Below are 15,357 nucleotides of genomic sequence, written 5' to 3'. Positions count from 1 at the left end.
GCCCTTTTGTTAATTTTTAAAAACTATATCTCACGCCAACCTGGCCTCTCCATCTTGATTCAAAAGGAGCATTTACAAAAGAACTGCTCACCGGACTATAACTATAAGTAGCCCTTGATCTTCCATCAGCTGTTGCAGGATTTTCAAAGCCTCTGAAGGTTAAGATTGCCCCGCTTAAGGTAGCTGGTAACTGTGCCGTTGTAATAGAAGGTAGTTTGACCAGTCCCCAATTTTTATTGATCAGGTTTCCTACGTTAAAAATATCAAGAGTAACTTGTAAACTATGCTTGGTTTTTCCTGTAGTAATAAAAAAATCCTGGGCAAGGTGCATGTCAAAAATATGCGACCAGGGAGTTCTCGCTCCATTTCTTTCCGCATATTCTCCCCTGTGCTTCCTTAAATAAGGATCTTGTTCTATAAAGGCATTTAACTGCTCATAAATCTGGGCAGGAGTACGCGTATCCTGCGCATTTGCCGGCAATAACACGATGTCGTTAGCAGACTTCGGTATGTACATCGCGTCATTTTGTGTTTGCCCATCATTATTGATGTCCGCATTTAAGCGGTAAGTATAAGGAAGCCCGGACTGACCGTTGTAAACCAAACCAATGGTAGTTGCCATACCCTTTAAATAGGCTATCCGGTAAGAAACAGTACCTATAATCCGGTGATCCAGGTTCCAGTCAGAAAATGTTAAGCCCGGATTATTCGGATTGTTGACAATGGTATTGTTGCGGAAGTTTGTGGAAGCAATAGTGGAGTTCATGCTCGATATATCTTTCGAGTGCGCATAAGTATAGGCAATCGATCCCGATATACCGTTGGCTACATTTCGTTGTAGCTGTGCTGTCAAACTATACTGATACCCTTTATTGGTATTGGTCAGCAGAAATACATTGGTGTATTGCGGGAACCTTAACCTGCTGTTTCCTGAAGGATACAAATCGCGGCCATCACCATCCAGTTTTGCTGTCGGATTTACCAGGTTTAAATCCTTAATATACGGGGCATTCAATTCTTTTCCATAAATCCCCTCCAATGTGGCTACAAAACCTAAAGGAAGTTTTTGGTCAATCGCAAGATTGGAACGCCAAACCTGTGGCATTTTAAAGTTTTTGTCCGTCACGTCAATTTCTGAAGTGGCTACCGTTGGTGTTTTCGGTTGATTATTCACATCTCCCGAAAAACGAATAGGCGCTGTAGCAGTTCCAGTAGCATTGATGCGGCCTAAATCAACACCCGAATTGTTGTAGGCATTACCCAGCCAGACATAAGGAAGTCTGCCTGTAAAAATCCCGCTCCCTCCCCTCAAAATAGTTTGCCCATCATTAGTAATATCCCAATTAAACCCAATTCTTGGAGAATATAGCAGCTGCGATTTAGGCTTGCTATCCGTTTGTAAACCCATAGCTGCAAAGGATTCAGCAAAAGCGGTATTTTGTAAAGGCTTATCCAAAAATACAGGAACATCAACTCTTAATCCTCCGGTCACCTTTAAGCCCTCTTTAACAGTGAATTCATCTTGTGCATAAAAGCCCAGCTGCATCGCTCTGAATACAGATGTTGGAATTGCCACATCAGGAATCTTTGAATAGGTGAGCTGATAAACAGATGGCGCTTGATTGGTTAAAAAAGAAGAGAGGCTGCTGTAAGTATAATTTCCCCAGATATTCTGGATAAAAAGATTGTTAAAACGGAAAAATTCGTTTTGCGTTCCAAAGGTGAAATGGTGATTATTGTGGATAATGTCCAGGTTATCTGTTAACTGAAACAAGTTTTGTGTTTGCTTAGCCGATGGAGAATACCCCTCTGTACCTGCGGTGATACTACCTGCAGCCCCCAGCTGAATCAAAATCTGTGGAAAAGGACTTCCCGGGATCTCCCTGTTATCCCTTACATTAGAATAACCTACGATCAGATTGTTCACGATTTCGTTGGAGAAATAAGTATTTAGCTCTGCAACAGTAATGTTGGTCGTGCTGGTCTGGATATATTTATTGTTTTCAAACCGGAGTGCGTTGATCCCGTTTCCAATATCATCACGCTTTCCATGTACATAATTATGCCTTAAAGTCAGCCTGTTTTTAGCATTGATAATGTAATCCAGGCGGGCAAATATCTTTTCACTATTCGTCTGTTTGCTAATGTCATCAAACTTGCCCGGATCATAATTATAAGCACTCTTCAGATAATCTGATATTTGTTGTGCCGTTGCAGCCGGAATCAGTGATTCATCAGTTGCCCCGGTTCCTCTGTTCGCTTTATAAAGCAACGGCTCATTTCTTCTGCTGATTTCTGCATTGGTAAAAAAGAAAAGTTTGTCTTTGATAATTGGCCCGCCCAAACGAAAACCATACTGCGAGTCGCTAAACTTATTAAACTTTGTTCTGCTGGCATCAGGACTTTTTCCTACCAGATTTTCATTCTTGCCATAAGTATAAAAAGATCCGCTGAAAGTATTGCTGCCACGTTTGGTTACCGCATTAATTCCTGCACCTGTAAAACTGCCTTGCTTCACATCAAACGGCGCTAAAACAACCTGTATTTCATCTATCGCATCTAAACTGATGGGCTGAGTACCTGCCTGTCCACCCGGCGCACCAGTGGTTGTACCGCCACCTACACCATAACCCATAATATCATTATTCTGAGAGCCGTCTATCTGAATATTGTTATAACGGTTATTTCTGCCACCGAAAGATAAACCAGAAGATTGAGGTGTAAAACGGGTAAAGTCTGCTAAAGATCTGTTTAACGAAGGGAACCTTTCCATATCGGTGCGGCTGATGTTATTGGAAGCACCTGTTTTGGCCAGGTTTCTTGAAGAGCCTGTTCTGGAGGTTTTAATTTCTACCGTATTCAGGTCTGTATTTTCCGAAGCAAGAAAAACCTTTAGTGAGTATACCTGACCTAAAGCAAGCAGTACATTTTGCTCTGTATATTTATGAGTACCAATGTGGGTGATCTCTATCGTGTAGGGGCCACCTACGGGAAGATTCTGTAATACAAATGCGCCTTTTTCATTAGCCTTAGCTTCAAACTTCATATTCGAAGGCACATAAGTTACACTAATGCTTGCCCCTGGCAGCAGGTGGTCTGCATTGTCATACACATATCCCCTGATACCGGAGGATGTAGAGCCCTGCGCGTGCGAAACCAAATGGCAAGAAAATGCCAGGCAAAAAATGAACAGGGATGTACGTATTCGTAATCCGAAATTGAAAAATGTAATTGTTTTTTTCATATTTTTAGTTTTTTAAACATTTTGGCCATTCAGACCTTTCTTGATGGTAATCCCCAGAAGTGTTCCACCACTCCTGGGGTTTTTTATGGATTAGATTTATTGAAGTTTGATGTGAATACTGGAATCTCTGATCTCGTAAATTACAGGTGCTTGATTTTTAATTTCTTCCATAACCGCTGTTATCGATTTTCCCCTGGTATTTAAACTCAGTTTCAGCGCCGGGTCAATACCTGTTTCGAGTACGATCTTAACCTGGTATTGTTTTTCAAGTTCACTGATTACGCTTTTAATTGAGGTTTCATTAAAGGAAAGTGCTGTTGCAGGCTGAGCTGTTTTCAATGGGTGCAGCTTATGTCTTTCAGGTCTGATTTTACTTAAGCGTCCGGATATTTGATTATACAGCGCCGATTCACCCGGCAGCAGAAATATTGCTGGTTCAGTTAGCCGTTGTACACCGACTTTTCCTGTTTTCACTTTTACCGTTGTTTTTCTGGTGCCAGCTGAAGCATTTATCCAGAAGGAAGTGCCCAGTACAGTTGTTTTTACGTCGCCCGAACGCACTACAAATGACCTGGCAGTTTCATGTTTTACATCAAAAAAGGCTTTACCGATCAGGCTCAACTCCCTTTTCCCCGTTGCAAATTTTTCCGGGTAAGACAGCACTGCACCTGCAGAGAGTGTAACCTTACTGGAATCTTCAAGAAGGATAGTTTTTGCGTAAACACCCGAATTAATTACCCGTAACATCCTGACTGGTCTTCTGCTTACCGCTGGCATCCTGCTTGCTATATTTACAACCGGCTGCTCCTTGTTTTGCCAGTTGACAACCCCCGTATAAATTGCAAAAGGGATCAATACGGCGGCAACTCTTGTGAGCCATAATCTGACTGTTTTTTTGGAAGTGTCCCGTTGTTCGATTTTATTCCTGAGCTGCTCAAAATCTTGCGAAGACGTTTTCAAAGCTACAGGCGATAAACTTTGAATGTGTTCGTTCAAAAAAGACTGCTGTTGCTGCGGGCTTAGGGAAGAAAGCCATTGCATCAGTGTCTCATATTCTGGTCCCGACAATTTATTGTCAGTAAACCGCCTTAAAAATTCTTTGTTAAATTCTTGCTCTTTCATGGGATATACAGTCTATACGAACAGACCGTACCCCGACCCTACCCTACAGATTAAAAAATGTTGTAAAAAAAATAAAGCAGGAAATCTGGTGATTTTTCAAGAAGATGCGCAAATGGGAAAGCGTTTTACTGATATGTTTTTCTACTGCTTTTACAGAGATATTCAGCTGTAAAGAAATATCCTTGTTACTTAAATGTTGCTTTCTGCTGAGATTAAACACTTCAAGGTTCCGGCTTGGTAAATGATCTAATACAGATCCGAGTACTCTTTCGTAGTCTGCAAAGATGATTTCATCAAAAGTGCTGAACGATCTGTCTTTACTCAATTCCAGAAAATTCAATTTAGCTTCATGGCTTTTAAACTTTCGGATTTCATCAAGCGCTTTATTCTTGGCTATGGTAAAAAGCAGGTTTTTAAGGCTTTGGTCTGGATTGATCCGCTTACGCATTTCCCAGAGCTTCAAAAACGTGTCTTGTGTAATTTCATCGGCATCCGCAGTTAATCTGCAATAAGGGGTTAAAAAAGACTTTACACCTTGGAAATAGAGGTTATAAAAATATTCAAGCCCGCACATATCGCTCCTGGTTAAAGCATTGATCGCCTCTGTATCACAAGTAAACCTCTGCATATTTCTTTGAATTGATTTTGGGACTAAAATTACCCCCTCCAAATAAAACTGATGTTTACCCGGTGTTACCAAATTGTTTGTTTGAGCAAGAAATGGGTTCTTATTGAGCAATACATTCCGTAATTTCGGGTCTGATGTTTATCTTATGAAAACACAACAAGAATTATCAAACCAAACCAGTATCATCACCACAACGGAAATTTCCACTCCATTAGGCCCGATGCTGGCAGGGGCTACCGAACAAGGTGTTTGCCTGCTGGAATTCATTAACCGGATCAGATTAGAAAAAGAGATCATTGACCTGCAAAAACTGCTGAACGCGGTGATGCAACCCGGACAAAATCCTCATTTAGTTCAATTGGAAAATGAACTGGCCGAATATTTTGAGGGCAAGCGGAAGGTCTTTTCAGTTCCCCTGCACACACCCGGCAATGAATTTGCACAAACAGTCTGGCAAACGCTGCAGGAAATCCCATACGGGCAAACCTGTTCCTATAAACAGCAAGCCGATAAAATGAATAATCCAAAAGCTATTCGCGCAATTGCCTCCACAAACGGCAGGAACCGGTTGGCTATTATTATCCCTTGTCATCGCGTAATTGGCAGTGATGGCAGCATGACCGGATATGCCGCCGGCGTAGAGAAGAAAAAATGGCTACTTAAATTTGAGAGAAATAATTCTGAAAAACCAGCAGATACCTTATTTTAACAAGATGCAGACTTACAAAGACTTTAAAATCGGCCAGTGGGTAAAATCATATGGCAAAGGAATCCATAGAATCGAAAAGTTCATCCCTGTTGAATACGAAGAATATCATTTTTTTGTGATGGGAGATTGGGAAACAGGGTCAATTAAAGAAAGTCAGATTGGAAGCTTGCAGGAAGAACCCCTTGTTGAATTAAAACGTCTTTTCAATTCAAAATTCAAGAAGCAAATCGGTGCCGATTATTGCTCAGGCTATTACTTAAAAGCTTTAACAGCAGAAGAACAAGCAAACATAGCGGAACAAATCAAGTCTAATCCAAAATATATAACCGATCTTGATAAATATGTAATGCCAAAATTTGAAAGCCGCTACGGATTAAGCTTTTCTTTATCAGACGATACCATTCACCTGGTTAAAGAACTGGCGAAATTTATCAGAGAAGACGACGGCAAAACTTTCACCGAAATTTTTGAATGGCTGAAGCATAAAAACTATAAGCAGCTGCTTTACAAACAGGGCTCTTCCATTGACAACAAAGGACATTACCTGCAATTCATCAACTGGAATTACCAGGTCAGAAACCACAGGTTATTATTTACTGATCTCCTTGCCTTTACACCAGATTTTGCAAAAATAGACACCATCTAATACCAAGTAAAATGAGAAAAATAGCATTGATTGCAGGATTTCTGATCGCAGGGATTACTGTATCCGCACAACGCAAGCACTCCTCCAGCAGTACTATTTTCCAGGTACAACCTGATTTAAAACAAATCTCTCTTTGGGGAAATGCTATTCCTGATGGCCCTGGTCCGCAAGGTGCCGAAAAAATGACAGATAAGGGTTCTGTAACCAATGTATCAAACCCGCGGTTAATTGTTCATCAGCCAGCTAAGCCTAATGGGACCGCAATCCTTGTGATCAGCGGCGGCGGTTATGCACATATTGAACTGGGCAAAGAAAGTACACCAGTAGCCAGCTGGCTTCAATCACAGAGTATAACAGCCTTTGAACTGGTCTACAGATTACCACAAGAAAACTGGAAGACAACACATGTACCCTTTCAAGACGCACAACGCGCAATGAGGTTGATTAGAAGCCTCGCTGCTCAATACAGAATAAATCCGGACAAAATTGGTATACTGGGCTTTTCCGCAGGCGGGCACCTCGCGGGTATGACAGCAGCACAGCCTGATAAAAAACACTATAAAGCCATTGACGCTATAGATGCTTTATCTGCTAAACCTGATTTTGCAGGGCTTATTTATCCTGTACTTACGATGCTGCCACCCTACAATAAAACACACGCTAAAAAGAGTATTCTTGGAGAAGACCCAACAACAAAACAAGAAGAAGCCTATTCAGTAGAATTGCAAGTAAGCAGCAGCATGTCCGCAACTTTTCTGGCACAAGCCATTGATGATCCTATATCTCCTGTTAACAATTCTTACTTAATGAATGCTGCCCTGAAAAAAGCTGGTGTACCCGCTGAAATGCACATCTTTCCAACAGGCGGTCATGGCTGGGGAATGGGTAAAAAAGATTCTCCTGTTTCAGCATGGCCTGATCTTTTTCAAAACTGGTTAAAAGCTAAAGGATTTTAATGAGGCAGCCTGCTAAACAGTGGATTTGATTGTTTACGACCGAACATTTTTATTTTACAATAATAAACAACAGGCTTTAAAGAAAAAGCTCAGGCTCCTGAATGGAACCTGAGCTTATCCAAATTATGGAGCTATAATAGTGAAAAGGTATACTGCAAAAATAACCAGCAGTACGATACCCTGTAATATATTTGTCCGGCCGGTAGCCAGTGAAAGCATAATGGTAAACTGGGCAAGCAGCAACAATACCGTTGCCTTCATATCAATTCCTAAAGTAATACTCATCCCTGTTACAATAGATACAATTGCAACCGCAGGAATAGTTAAACCGATACTTGCAAGCGCAGAGCCCAAAGCAAGATTAAGACTGGTTTGTAAACGATTCTTTTTAGCAGCGCGATAAGCAGCAAGTCCTTCAGGTAACAATACAACCGCGGCGATAATTACACCAACCAAAGATTTTGGCGCGCCCATATTTATGACAGTATTTTCAATATCCGGAGCTAAAGCTTTAGCCAGTAATACAACAATACCTAAACACAGCACCAATAAAAATGCACTCATCAAAGCTACTTTTTTTGTTGGCGGTTCAGCATGCGCATCTTCATTTCCATCGGCTTCAGGAGGCAGAAAATAATCACGGTGTCTAACCGCCTGAACCAACACGAAAGATCCGTACAACACCAGGCAGATTACAGCTACAAATATTAACTGAACCTGGGTATATTGTGGCCCGGCTTTACTTGTGGTATAATTTGGAAGAATTAAAGTAAGTACCATGATAGCTGTAAGTGTTACCAGTGCCGCACTTACGCCTGGTAAACTAAATACTTGCTCTTTGAATTTAGCACCGCCTACAAGCAAGCTTAGCCCAACTATTCCAGTTAAAATAATCATAACTGCTGCAAGTACTGTATCCCTGGCGAGTTCAGCCACATCGGGCCCGCCGGTCAGCATCAAAGAAACAATTAATGCAACTTCTATAATTGTAATCGCCAAAGCGAGCAATAAAGTACCAAATGGTTCACCGACCCGGTGCGCTACAACTTCAGCATGGTGAACAGCAGCAAGTACTCCACCAATTAATACAGCTGCAAGAAAAAAGGTATAAAGAAGACCAAGATCCAGAGAAATCCCGAAGTAAGCCAGCCAGGCTAACACAGGTGTTACTATTGTCCATAATGGCAGTGGTAATTTTTGTTTCATAAAGATTCTTGTTGATTAGGTAATAGTGAAAAGTAAGATTAAGCAATTATGATGCTAAAAAATTAAACTGCCAATTGTTTACATATACTTAACAAAAGTTAACACTAATATTTATAAACTAAGTTTAGTTTTGCTATACTTAAATGTAAATCAAAACTATAGCAATGAAAAAACTTATAATCTCACTCACTATCCTGTGCTTCAGTTTTCAACTTAAAGCACAACCGAAAAACATTAAACACATTATTCTGATTGGCTGCGACGGATTCGGAGCTTATGCCATTCCTGATGCGAAAATGCCAAACTTGAAACAACTCATGAATACAGGGGCCTGGTCTTTAAAAGCCCGCACCGTATTACCTTCTTCAAGTGCAGTAAACTGGGCCTCCATGCTCATGGGAGCCGGACCAACCGAACATGGTTATACGGAATGGGGAAGTGCTGTTCCTGAGATCCCTTCCGTTGTCAAATCACCATACGGCTTATTCCCCGGAATCTTCAGCTTAATTAAAATGCAGAAACCTAAAGCAAAAACTGCTGTTATTTATAGCTGGCAAGGTATAGGCCCATTAATTGAAAAAGACGCAATAACTTTTGTTGTTCCAGGGCCAAATGGTGATAATGATAATTTCTGTGCAGATACCGCTGCTGCACTTATTATCAAAGAGAAACCTTTATTAACTTTTATACATTTTTCAGAACCTGACAATACAGGACACAAAATAGGTCACCGTACCCCCGCTTACTATGCCGAACTGGAGAACCTGGATAAAAGGATAGGAAAAATAGTTGATGCCGTACAAAAAGCAGGTATTGCTAATGAAACTGTTATTATTTTATCTGCCGACCATGGCGGTACAGGAAAAGGTCATGGTGGTAAGTCACTCGATGAAGTACAGATTCCCTGGATTGCCAGCGGTACAGGTGTATTAAAAGGACATGAAATTAAGGATGTGATCATTACCTATGATACCGCTTCTACTATCGCCTGGTTATTGGGCTTAAAAGAACCACAAAGCTGGCGCGGGAAACCAGTTACTGAAGCCTTCAATAAACGTTAATCATTGAAAACTTAACAATTATATAACACAAAAATGTTTACATATATTAAACAATATACCTATAATTGTAAACAACAAATTAGAAGTAATGTCAATAAAATTAGTAGTGTTTGATATGGCTGGTACAACCGTGCATGATGAAAATCACGTAGCCCTATCCTTTCAACAGGCCATGAAAAAGCAGGGATACCAGGTAGAACTGAATGATGTAAACCCGCTAATGGGTTATGAAAAGCCACTTGCCATTGAAATGATGCTGAATAAATATGAAACTGATAGTCAAAAAATCAATGCAGCTTCCATCATTCAGATCCATACTGATTTTGTAAATATAATGCTGGATTTTTATACCAATTCTCCTGAAATCAAGCCGCTCCCAAATGTTGAAAGCACCTTTGAACAGCTTAGAAGCATGGATATTAAAATTGGCCTGGATACAGGATTTTCAAGAAACATTGCAGAATTGATTATCAGCCGGCTGAACTGGGAAAATCAAATAGACATTATGGTTGCCAGTGACGATGTAAAAAATGGCCGTCCCTATCCGGATATGATTCAGAAAATGAAAATGGATCTGAATATACTTCCAACAGATGAGGTGGTAAAAATCGGAGATACAGAAGTTGATATTAATGAAGGGATCAATGCTGGCTGTAAGTATGTAATTGGGATTACTACCGGAGCTTTTACCAGGGAGGAACTTGAACCACATGGCCCCACACATATCATTGATGATATTTCAGAACTGATTGCCATTATCAAAGCATAACATACAAACAGTTTTAACTATAATTAACTACTAAACTCTGCCGAATTTCTTAAGTTTGAGCAATTGCCCTTTTATGGAAGAGAACATTATACTTAAGATAAGTACCAGGATAAAAGAAATCAGAAGAGAGCGGAATACCACTGTACAAGAACTTGCTGATCTTGCAGGGGTAAGTAAAGGCCTGATTTCACAAATAGAGAATAACCGCACCGTGCCTTCTTTAATGGTACTGATAGATATTATAAGTGCTTTAGAAGTTGATTTGAATCAGTTTTTCAAGGATATATCGGCTAACAGCCAGCTTAGCCCTGTCATCATTAAGAGAAAAAGTGAATATGAGTCATTCGAAAAAGAACAGGCGCTTGGATTTCTGTATCAGCGTATTTTTACAAAGACCTTCAAAAACTCAACAGTTGACATTGTCCTGCTTGAACTTGAACCCAATGCAACCAGGCCTATGGTGGTAACCGAAGCGTTCGAATACAAGTATATTTTATCAGGAAAAGTAGATTATACTTTTGAAGACCAGACTTATAGTCTTTCTGATGGTGACTCCATGTTATTCGACGGACGTTTACCACATACCCCTAAAAACACTTCTGATCAGAAAGCGATCATGCTGATTATTTACTTCTTTGAGCAAAACGGAAACAGCACTACAAAATAAAAGGAGCTGACAACTGTTCAAATTCTTTATTCGCAAGATATATGCTTTGCTGTGTTTTTTCGCAGTAAAGCATATATACTGAGGCCAATAGACAGGCAGGAAGATGGCAGATTGTCTAAAACAGGCAATATTTCCAGGATGTCTTTTGCACTTCGATCAGGGGCTCTTCTTTTGCAAGATTACTTTTGTAACTTTACCATTGCAAATCTCATCATACAATAGAATTAATGCCACTTACTACACAAATGAAATCAAGCTTGGTTACTAATTTAACTAAGCTTGTTAATAACCGGTTATTTATTCTCAGTATTTTTATTCTGCTGCCTGCAATTACCTCTTACAGACAATATCATTCAGGCACCTCCCATAATAACTATCTGATCTTCATTTATACTTATTTTCACGCCAATGAACATGTATCTCTATTTGGCAGGTATCCTGAATATGGAGATATGAATCATTACGGGCCGTTGTTCTCTCTGATCATTGCGCCTTTTGCTCAATTGCCCGAATTTCTGGGGATGTTTTTCTGGGAGCTCGCAAACAGCCTGTTCTTATATTATGCAATTAAGACGCTCCCACTTAAAGAGGCGAAGGTAAATGCTGTATACTGGATTATTGCTCATGAGTTGCTTACGGCACTATTTGCCTGTCAGATTAATCCATCAATTACAGCAATCATTGTTTTAAGTTATACCCTAATTGATAAAAAGCAGAACTTCTGGGCAGCATGTCTCATTTTGCTCGGTACATTCATCAAATTATACGGTATTGTCGGGTTGGCCTTCTTCTTTTTCGTTAAGCAAAAACCAAAATTCATTGCCTATTGTATCTTTTGGGCCATCGTATTCTTTGGATTGCCAATGCTCTTTTACGGTCATGAATATATCTTATTACAATATAAAGAATGGTATCTTTCTTTAAGTGCTAAACAACTTGAAAATGCCACACTGGTTTCTTGGCAGGATATATCTCTGATGGGAATAGTCAGAAGGGTCACAGGAAATCCTGATCTTTCCAACTTACCATTCCTGATAACCGGGGTGATCCTTTTCTGTCTTCCCTATTTACGGATTAAACAATATCAATCCCAGGCATTCAGGCTGATGTACCTGGCATCAACACTGATCTTTACCGTTATCTTTAGCAATTCTTCTGAATCACCGACTTATATCATTGCATTTACCGGGGTAGCAATCTGGTTTGTTTTGCAGGAAAAACCTATACAGCCAATCGTAATTGTGCTCTTTATATTTGCGATATTGCTTACGACTTTAGGGTCATCCGATTTATATACCAGGTCTTTCAGAGACAATTATATTATCCGTTATTCGTTAAAAGCTCTTCCATGTGTACTCATATGGTTCTATATGACTTATCAAATGATCTTTAAACAATTTGCTTTAAAAACCACCATCATCGCATGAAAAGAACCGTATCTGTAGTGATCCCTGCTTTTAATGAAGCTGAGAACTTAATCGTCATTATCGACAGGCTGGAAGGTATTTTCAAAAATACGGCCTATGATGCCGAATTTATAATTATCGATGATGGCAGTACTGATCATACCCTGAACATCCTTAAAACGATGGCAAGTATCAATACTAAATTATTCTACATAGAGTTTTCCCGCAACTTTGGACATCAGCTGGCTTTAAAAGCAGGGTTAGACCAGGCAAAGGGTGATTGTGTAATTTCCCTTGATGCCGATCTTCAGCACCCACCAGAACTGATTATCCAGATGCTTGAAAAATGGGAAGAAGGTAACGATATAGTTTATACCCGAAGATCAGAAGATAAAAGTCTTCCTTATGGAAAAAGGAAATCATCATCCCTTTTCTATAGATTGATCAATGTCTTATCAAGTATCCAGATTGAAGAAGGTACTGCAGACTTCAGGCTGATGGACAAAAAGGTTATAGATGTATTCAGAAACTTTGAAGAAAACGAACCTTTTATCCGTGGACTTGTCCAGTGGATGGGCTATAAACAGGTAGCGATCGATTATGTCCCGCATAAAAGACACGCAGGTACCAGTAAATATAACCTTAGGAAAATGATGCGTTTTGCATTGCAGGGTGTAACCTCGTTTAGTATCAAACCTCTTTATACGGCAGTTTATCTTGGATTTGCTTTTTCGATGTTATCCGTCTTATATATTCCTTATGTGTTCTACTCGGTTTACATGGGCATAGAAGTAGATGGCTGGGCATCCACCATTATGACTATTGTCTTTTTCGGAGGATTACAGCTTATCATTATGGGGATTATAGGAATCTATATCGGGAAGATGTTTATGCAGACAAAAAACCGCCCTAACTACATCATTAAATCTACAAATTTCGTTCCGGCACCTACAAGCACAAATACAAATTATGATATTGCTCAGCTTTGATATTGAAGAATTTGATATGCCTTTTGAATATGGCAAAAGTATCGCCTTTGCAGAACAAATCAGGATCTCTTCTGAAGGAACCCTGACCATATTGGACCTGCTGGCCAAAAACAAGCTTAAAGCGACTTTTTTCAGTACGGTTACCTTTGCAAAAAATGCGACTGCAATTATTAAGCGTATTCTTGATGAAGGCCATGAGCTGGCATCCCATGGCGTTTATCACTCAGATTTCAAAAAAGAGCATTTACTGGAGTCCAGGTTAGCGCTGGAAGAATTATCAGGGGTAGCAGTAACAGGCTACAGAATGGCCAGAATGATGCCCGTAGACGAGCAGGAAATACAAAAAGCAGGTTATCTATACAATAGCTCCATTAATCCGACATGGCTGCCCGGAAGGTATAATAACCGGCATATATCCAGAACATACTTTTACCAGAGCGGAGTTTTACAATTACCGGCATCAGTAAGCCCCATTTCACGTTTTCCACTTTTTTGGTTATCATTTCATAACCTGCCACTTTGGTTTTACGAGCATCTGGTCAAAAGGACTTATCAGAAAGACAATTATATTAATATCTATTTCCATCCATGGGAATTTACAGACCTGACCGATAAAGAGCGCTTTGGTTTCCCGGGTTATGTGAGTAAAAATTCTGGTCAGGATATGATTACCAGAATGGATCAGTTTATGGGATGGCTGAATAAGCAAGGTTATCCTTCAGGGACGATCTCACAATTCACGAAGAATATATCTTTAGCGTAGCACATATTATAACGTATACCTTTAGCATAACGTTAGAAAATTATTTCTTGAGAAATCCTGATAGTTTTCCTATGCCTGCTCAAGTTGTTAGGTTTGCTTAAGTTGTTAGATCTGCTTAAGTGTTAGATCTGCTCAAATTCTTAGATCCGCTCGGGTGCCTATGCCTGCTCAGATTCTTATGTCAGTTCAGGTTCTTATCTCAGTTCAGCTTCTTTATGCCTGCAAAGGCTGTAATTAAGATTATGGTCGCTCCCGGAAGGTTACGTAAGATTGAAAGAAGTAACTGAACGCAGACATCAGTACAATAATGAAGGCTTGTGAAGGCGTAGCCCACAAGCCAAAATATCCAACCAGCAGATGCAGTAAACCGTAATTCATCAACAATGAACTTGCAGTAACGAATGCGTATAAGCCCAGCTGCTGAACGCCTCTTCCATCCTGCTGGAAAACTAAATACTTATTTAATAAAAAGCCTACCGGAAAGCTTACAGAAAGTGCCATCAGATCTGCTCCAATGTAAGAGGTGATTGTATAACTTCCGATTCTCAGCGCTTCTCCCTTTAATACGTAATTGTAACTCAAAAAGAATATCGTCAGATTGAGCAGCGCATTGCTGCCGCCAGTTACCCCATATCTGAATGTCTTTATCGGTATAAACTGTAGAAAAGGAAAGTAAAAGAAGTCTATAAGCTTAATGAGTGGATTCTTGAGCAAGGCTGATCAATTATGTAATACAAATAGTATAAATAGCAGATAAAGATAAGACTCTTTTCACACTCGCTACTACAAGCTCAGATTAATAATTTCCCGTCTTAGTAAAAAAGGAGATAACTTATTTGTGAGCAGGGATGCTGCTTTGTCAAAAAGATTGTAAACTAAATGATGCTGCCTTATCATCATGATACTGCCTCATCAAAAAGGTGTACCCATACCAAAAAGGTATACCCATAAAAGAAAAGGTTTATAAACAAGCGGTATCAATCAGAAATGTCTTATAAAAATGCCTGTAAACAAGAAAAGCCTGTAGTTTCCTACAGGCTTTCTTTAAGATTTGGCACCGACCTACTCTCCCACGTGTTACCGCAGTACCATCGGCTCTGGTGGGCTTAACTTCTCTGTTCGGAATGGGAAGAGGTGGACACCACCGATATAGGCACCTAAATGTCTTTATCCAGCTTTTGTTATTCGCTT

At 39.9% G+C, this 15,357-nt stretch carries 14 protein-coding genes and 1 rRNA gene; 9 read left to right on the top strand and 6 right to left on the bottom strand.

Translation table 11 applies throughout. The features are described from left to right. Positions 1–16: 16 nt before the first annotated feature. The 3 genes from LY11_RS09690 to LY11_RS09680 all read right to left on the bottom strand — a co-directional run bounded on the left by LY11_RS09690 (position 17) and on the right by LY11_RS09680 (position 4,994). Entirely contained in the window at positions 17–3,244 is a 3,228-nt protein-coding gene (locus tag LY11_RS09690; protein WP_111633522.1) for a TonB-dependent receptor, read from the bottom strand. A 96-nt stretch (positions 3,245–3,340) separates the two neighbouring features. Beyond that, complete coding sequence (locus LY11_RS09685) at positions 3,341–4,366, bottom strand: FecR family protein (RefSeq protein ID WP_111633521.1); 1,026 nt, start codon at positions 4,364–4,366, stop codon at positions 3,341–3,343. Positions 4,367–4,409: 43 nt separating this feature from the next. Further along, a complete protein-coding gene (locus LY11_RS09680; protein WP_146610831.1) occupies positions 4,410–4,994 on the bottom strand; it encodes a sigma-70 family RNA polymerase sigma factor in 585 nt (194 codons plus the stop codon). Positions 4,995–5,139: 145 nt separating this feature from the next. Between LY11_RS09680 and LY11_RS09675 the strand changes: the two genes are divergently transcribed. From LY11_RS09675 to LY11_RS09665, 3 genes are read left to right on the top strand one after another with little or no spacing between them, the layout of a single operon-like run. Next, complete coding sequence (locus LY11_RS09675; protein ID WP_111633519.1) at positions 5,140–5,703, top strand: methylated-DNA--[protein]-cysteine S-methyltransferase; 564 nt, start codon at positions 5,140–5,142, stop codon at positions 5,701–5,703. 4 nt (positions 5,704–5,707) lie between these two features. Continuing rightward, positions 5,708–6,349, top strand: a complete 642-nt coding sequence (locus tag LY11_RS09670) for a hypothetical protein (protein ID WP_111633518.1) — start codon at positions 5,708–5,710, stop codon at positions 6,347–6,349. An 11-nt stretch (positions 6,350–6,360) separates the two neighbouring features. Continuing rightward, the gene (locus LY11_RS09665) at positions 6,361–7,305 is read left to right on the top strand and encodes an alpha/beta hydrolase (RefSeq protein WP_111633517.1); all 945 of its coding nucleotides are present in this window, start codon (positions 6,361–6,363) and stop codon (positions 7,303–7,305) included. 123 nt (positions 7,306–7,428) lie between these two features. Here the strand turns inward: LY11_RS09665 and LY11_RS09660 are convergent, their stop codons facing one another. Continuing rightward, positions 7,429–8,511, bottom strand: coding sequence for a calcium:proton antiporter (locus LY11_RS09660; RefSeq protein WP_111633516.1), 1,083 nt, complete (start codon positions 8,509–8,511; stop codon positions 7,429–7,431). A gap of 164 nt (positions 8,512–8,675) precedes the next feature. Between LY11_RS09660 and LY11_RS09655 the strand changes: the two genes are divergently transcribed. The 6 genes from LY11_RS09655 (at position 8,676) to LY11_RS09630 (ending at position 14,166) form a co-directional block, all read left to right on the top strand. After that, a complete protein-coding gene (locus LY11_RS09655; protein ID WP_111633515.1) occupies positions 8,676–9,572 on the top strand; it encodes an alkaline phosphatase in 897 nt (298 codons plus the stop codon). An 88-nt stretch (positions 9,573–9,660) separates the two neighbouring features. Further along, entirely contained in the window at positions 9,661–10,341 is a 681-nt protein-coding gene (locus LY11_RS09650) for an HAD hydrolase-like protein (protein ID WP_111633514.1), read from the top strand. Positions 10,342–10,414: 73 nt separating this feature from the next. Continuing rightward, a complete protein-coding gene (locus LY11_RS09645; RefSeq protein WP_111633513.1) occupies positions 10,415–11,008 on the top strand; it encodes a helix-turn-helix domain-containing protein in 594 nt (197 codons plus the stop codon). Positions 11,009–11,253: 245 nt separating this feature from the next. Beyond that, complete coding sequence (locus LY11_RS09640) at positions 11,254–12,435, top strand: glycosyltransferase family 87 protein (protein WP_111633627.1); 1,182 nt, start codon at positions 11,254–11,256, stop codon at positions 12,433–12,435. Beyond that, positions 12,432–13,403 (top strand): glycosyltransferase family 2 protein, encoded by a 972-nt coding sequence (locus tag LY11_RS09635; protein WP_111633512.1) that lies wholly within the window; start codon positions 12,432–12,434, stop codon positions 13,401–13,403. The genes LY11_RS09640 and LY11_RS09635 overlap by 4 nt, the downstream gene beginning before the upstream one ends. Continuing rightward, positions 13,384–14,166 (top strand): polysaccharide deacetylase family protein, encoded by a 783-nt coding sequence (locus LY11_RS09630; RefSeq protein WP_111633511.1) that lies wholly within the window; start codon positions 13,384–13,386, stop codon positions 14,164–14,166. The genes LY11_RS09635 and LY11_RS09630 overlap by 20 nt, the downstream gene beginning before the upstream one ends. 240 nt (positions 14,167–14,406) lie before the next feature. On the opposite strand, the gene LY11_RS09625 is transcribed toward LY11_RS09630, so the two are convergent. Together LY11_RS09625 and rrf are read right to left on the bottom strand one after the other, a co-directional pair. Beyond that, entirely contained in the window at positions 14,407–14,880 is a 474-nt protein-coding gene (locus tag LY11_RS09625; RefSeq protein WP_111633510.1) for a GtrA family protein, read from the bottom strand. Positions 14,881–15,215: 335 nt separating this feature from the next. Beyond that, positions 15,216–15,327 (bottom strand): 5S ribosomal RNA (rrf, locus tag LY11_RS09620). Positions 15,328–15,357: the final 30 nt, after the last annotated feature.

It is taken from the genome of Pedobacter cryoconitis (genome assembly GCF_003259615.1).
Taxonomy (GTDB): Bacteria; Bacteroidota; Bacteroidia; order Sphingobacteriales; family Sphingobacteriaceae; genus Pedobacter; species Pedobacter cryoconitis.
Note: the sequence above shows the minus strand (reverse complement) of the source record. Positions and strands in the feature narration are given on the sequence as shown.

Bases quoted from the DNA above. Each gene is read 5' to 3' on its own strand.
- LY11_RS09660 (WP_111633516.1), bottom strand. From the start codon at position 8,511: ATGAAACAAAAATTACCACTGCCATTATGGACAATAGTAACACCTGTG.
- LY11_RS09650 (WP_111633514.1), top strand. From the start codon at position 9,661: ATGTCAATAAAATTAGTAGTGTTTGATATGGCTGGTACAACCGTGCAT.
- LY11_RS09675 (WP_111633519.1), top strand. From the start codon at position 5,140: ATGAAAACACAACAAGAATTATCAAACCAAACCAGTATCATCACCACA.
- LY11_RS09690 (WP_111633522.1), bottom strand. From the start codon at position 3,244: ATGAAAAAAACAATTACATTTTTCAATTTCGGATTACGAATACGTACA.
- LY11_RS09630 (WP_111633511.1), top strand. From the start codon at position 13,384: ATGATATTGCTCAGCTTTGATATTGAAGAATTTGATATGCCTTTTGAA.
- LY11_RS09665 (WP_111633517.1), top strand. From the start codon at position 6,361: ATGAGAAAAATAGCATTGATTGCAGGATTTCTGATCGCAGGGATTACT.
- LY11_RS09635 (WP_111633512.1), top strand. From the start codon at position 12,432: ATGAAAAGAACCGTATCTGTAGTGATCCCTGCTTTTAATGAAGCTGAG.
- LY11_RS09680 (WP_146610831.1), bottom strand. From the start codon at position 4,994: ATGCAGAGGTTTACTTGTGATACAGAGGCGATCAATGCTTTAACCAGG.
- LY11_RS09670 (WP_111633518.1), top strand. From the start codon at position 5,708: ATGCAGACTTACAAAGACTTTAAAATCGGCCAGTGGGTAAAATCATAT.
- LY11_RS09655 (WP_111633515.1), top strand. From the start codon at position 8,676: ATGAAAAAACTTATAATCTCACTCACTATCCTGTGCTTCAGTTTTCAA.
- LY11_RS09685 (WP_111633521.1), bottom strand. From the start codon at position 4,366: ATGAAAGAGCAAGAATTTAACAAAGAATTTTTAAGGCGGTTTACTGAC.
- LY11_RS09640 (WP_111633627.1), top strand. From the start codon at position 11,254: ATGAAATCAAGCTTGGTTACTAATTTAACTAAGCTTGTTAATAACCGG.
- LY11_RS09645 (WP_111633513.1), top strand. From the start codon at position 10,415: ATGGAAGAGAACATTATACTTAAGATAAGTACCAGGATAAAAGAAATC.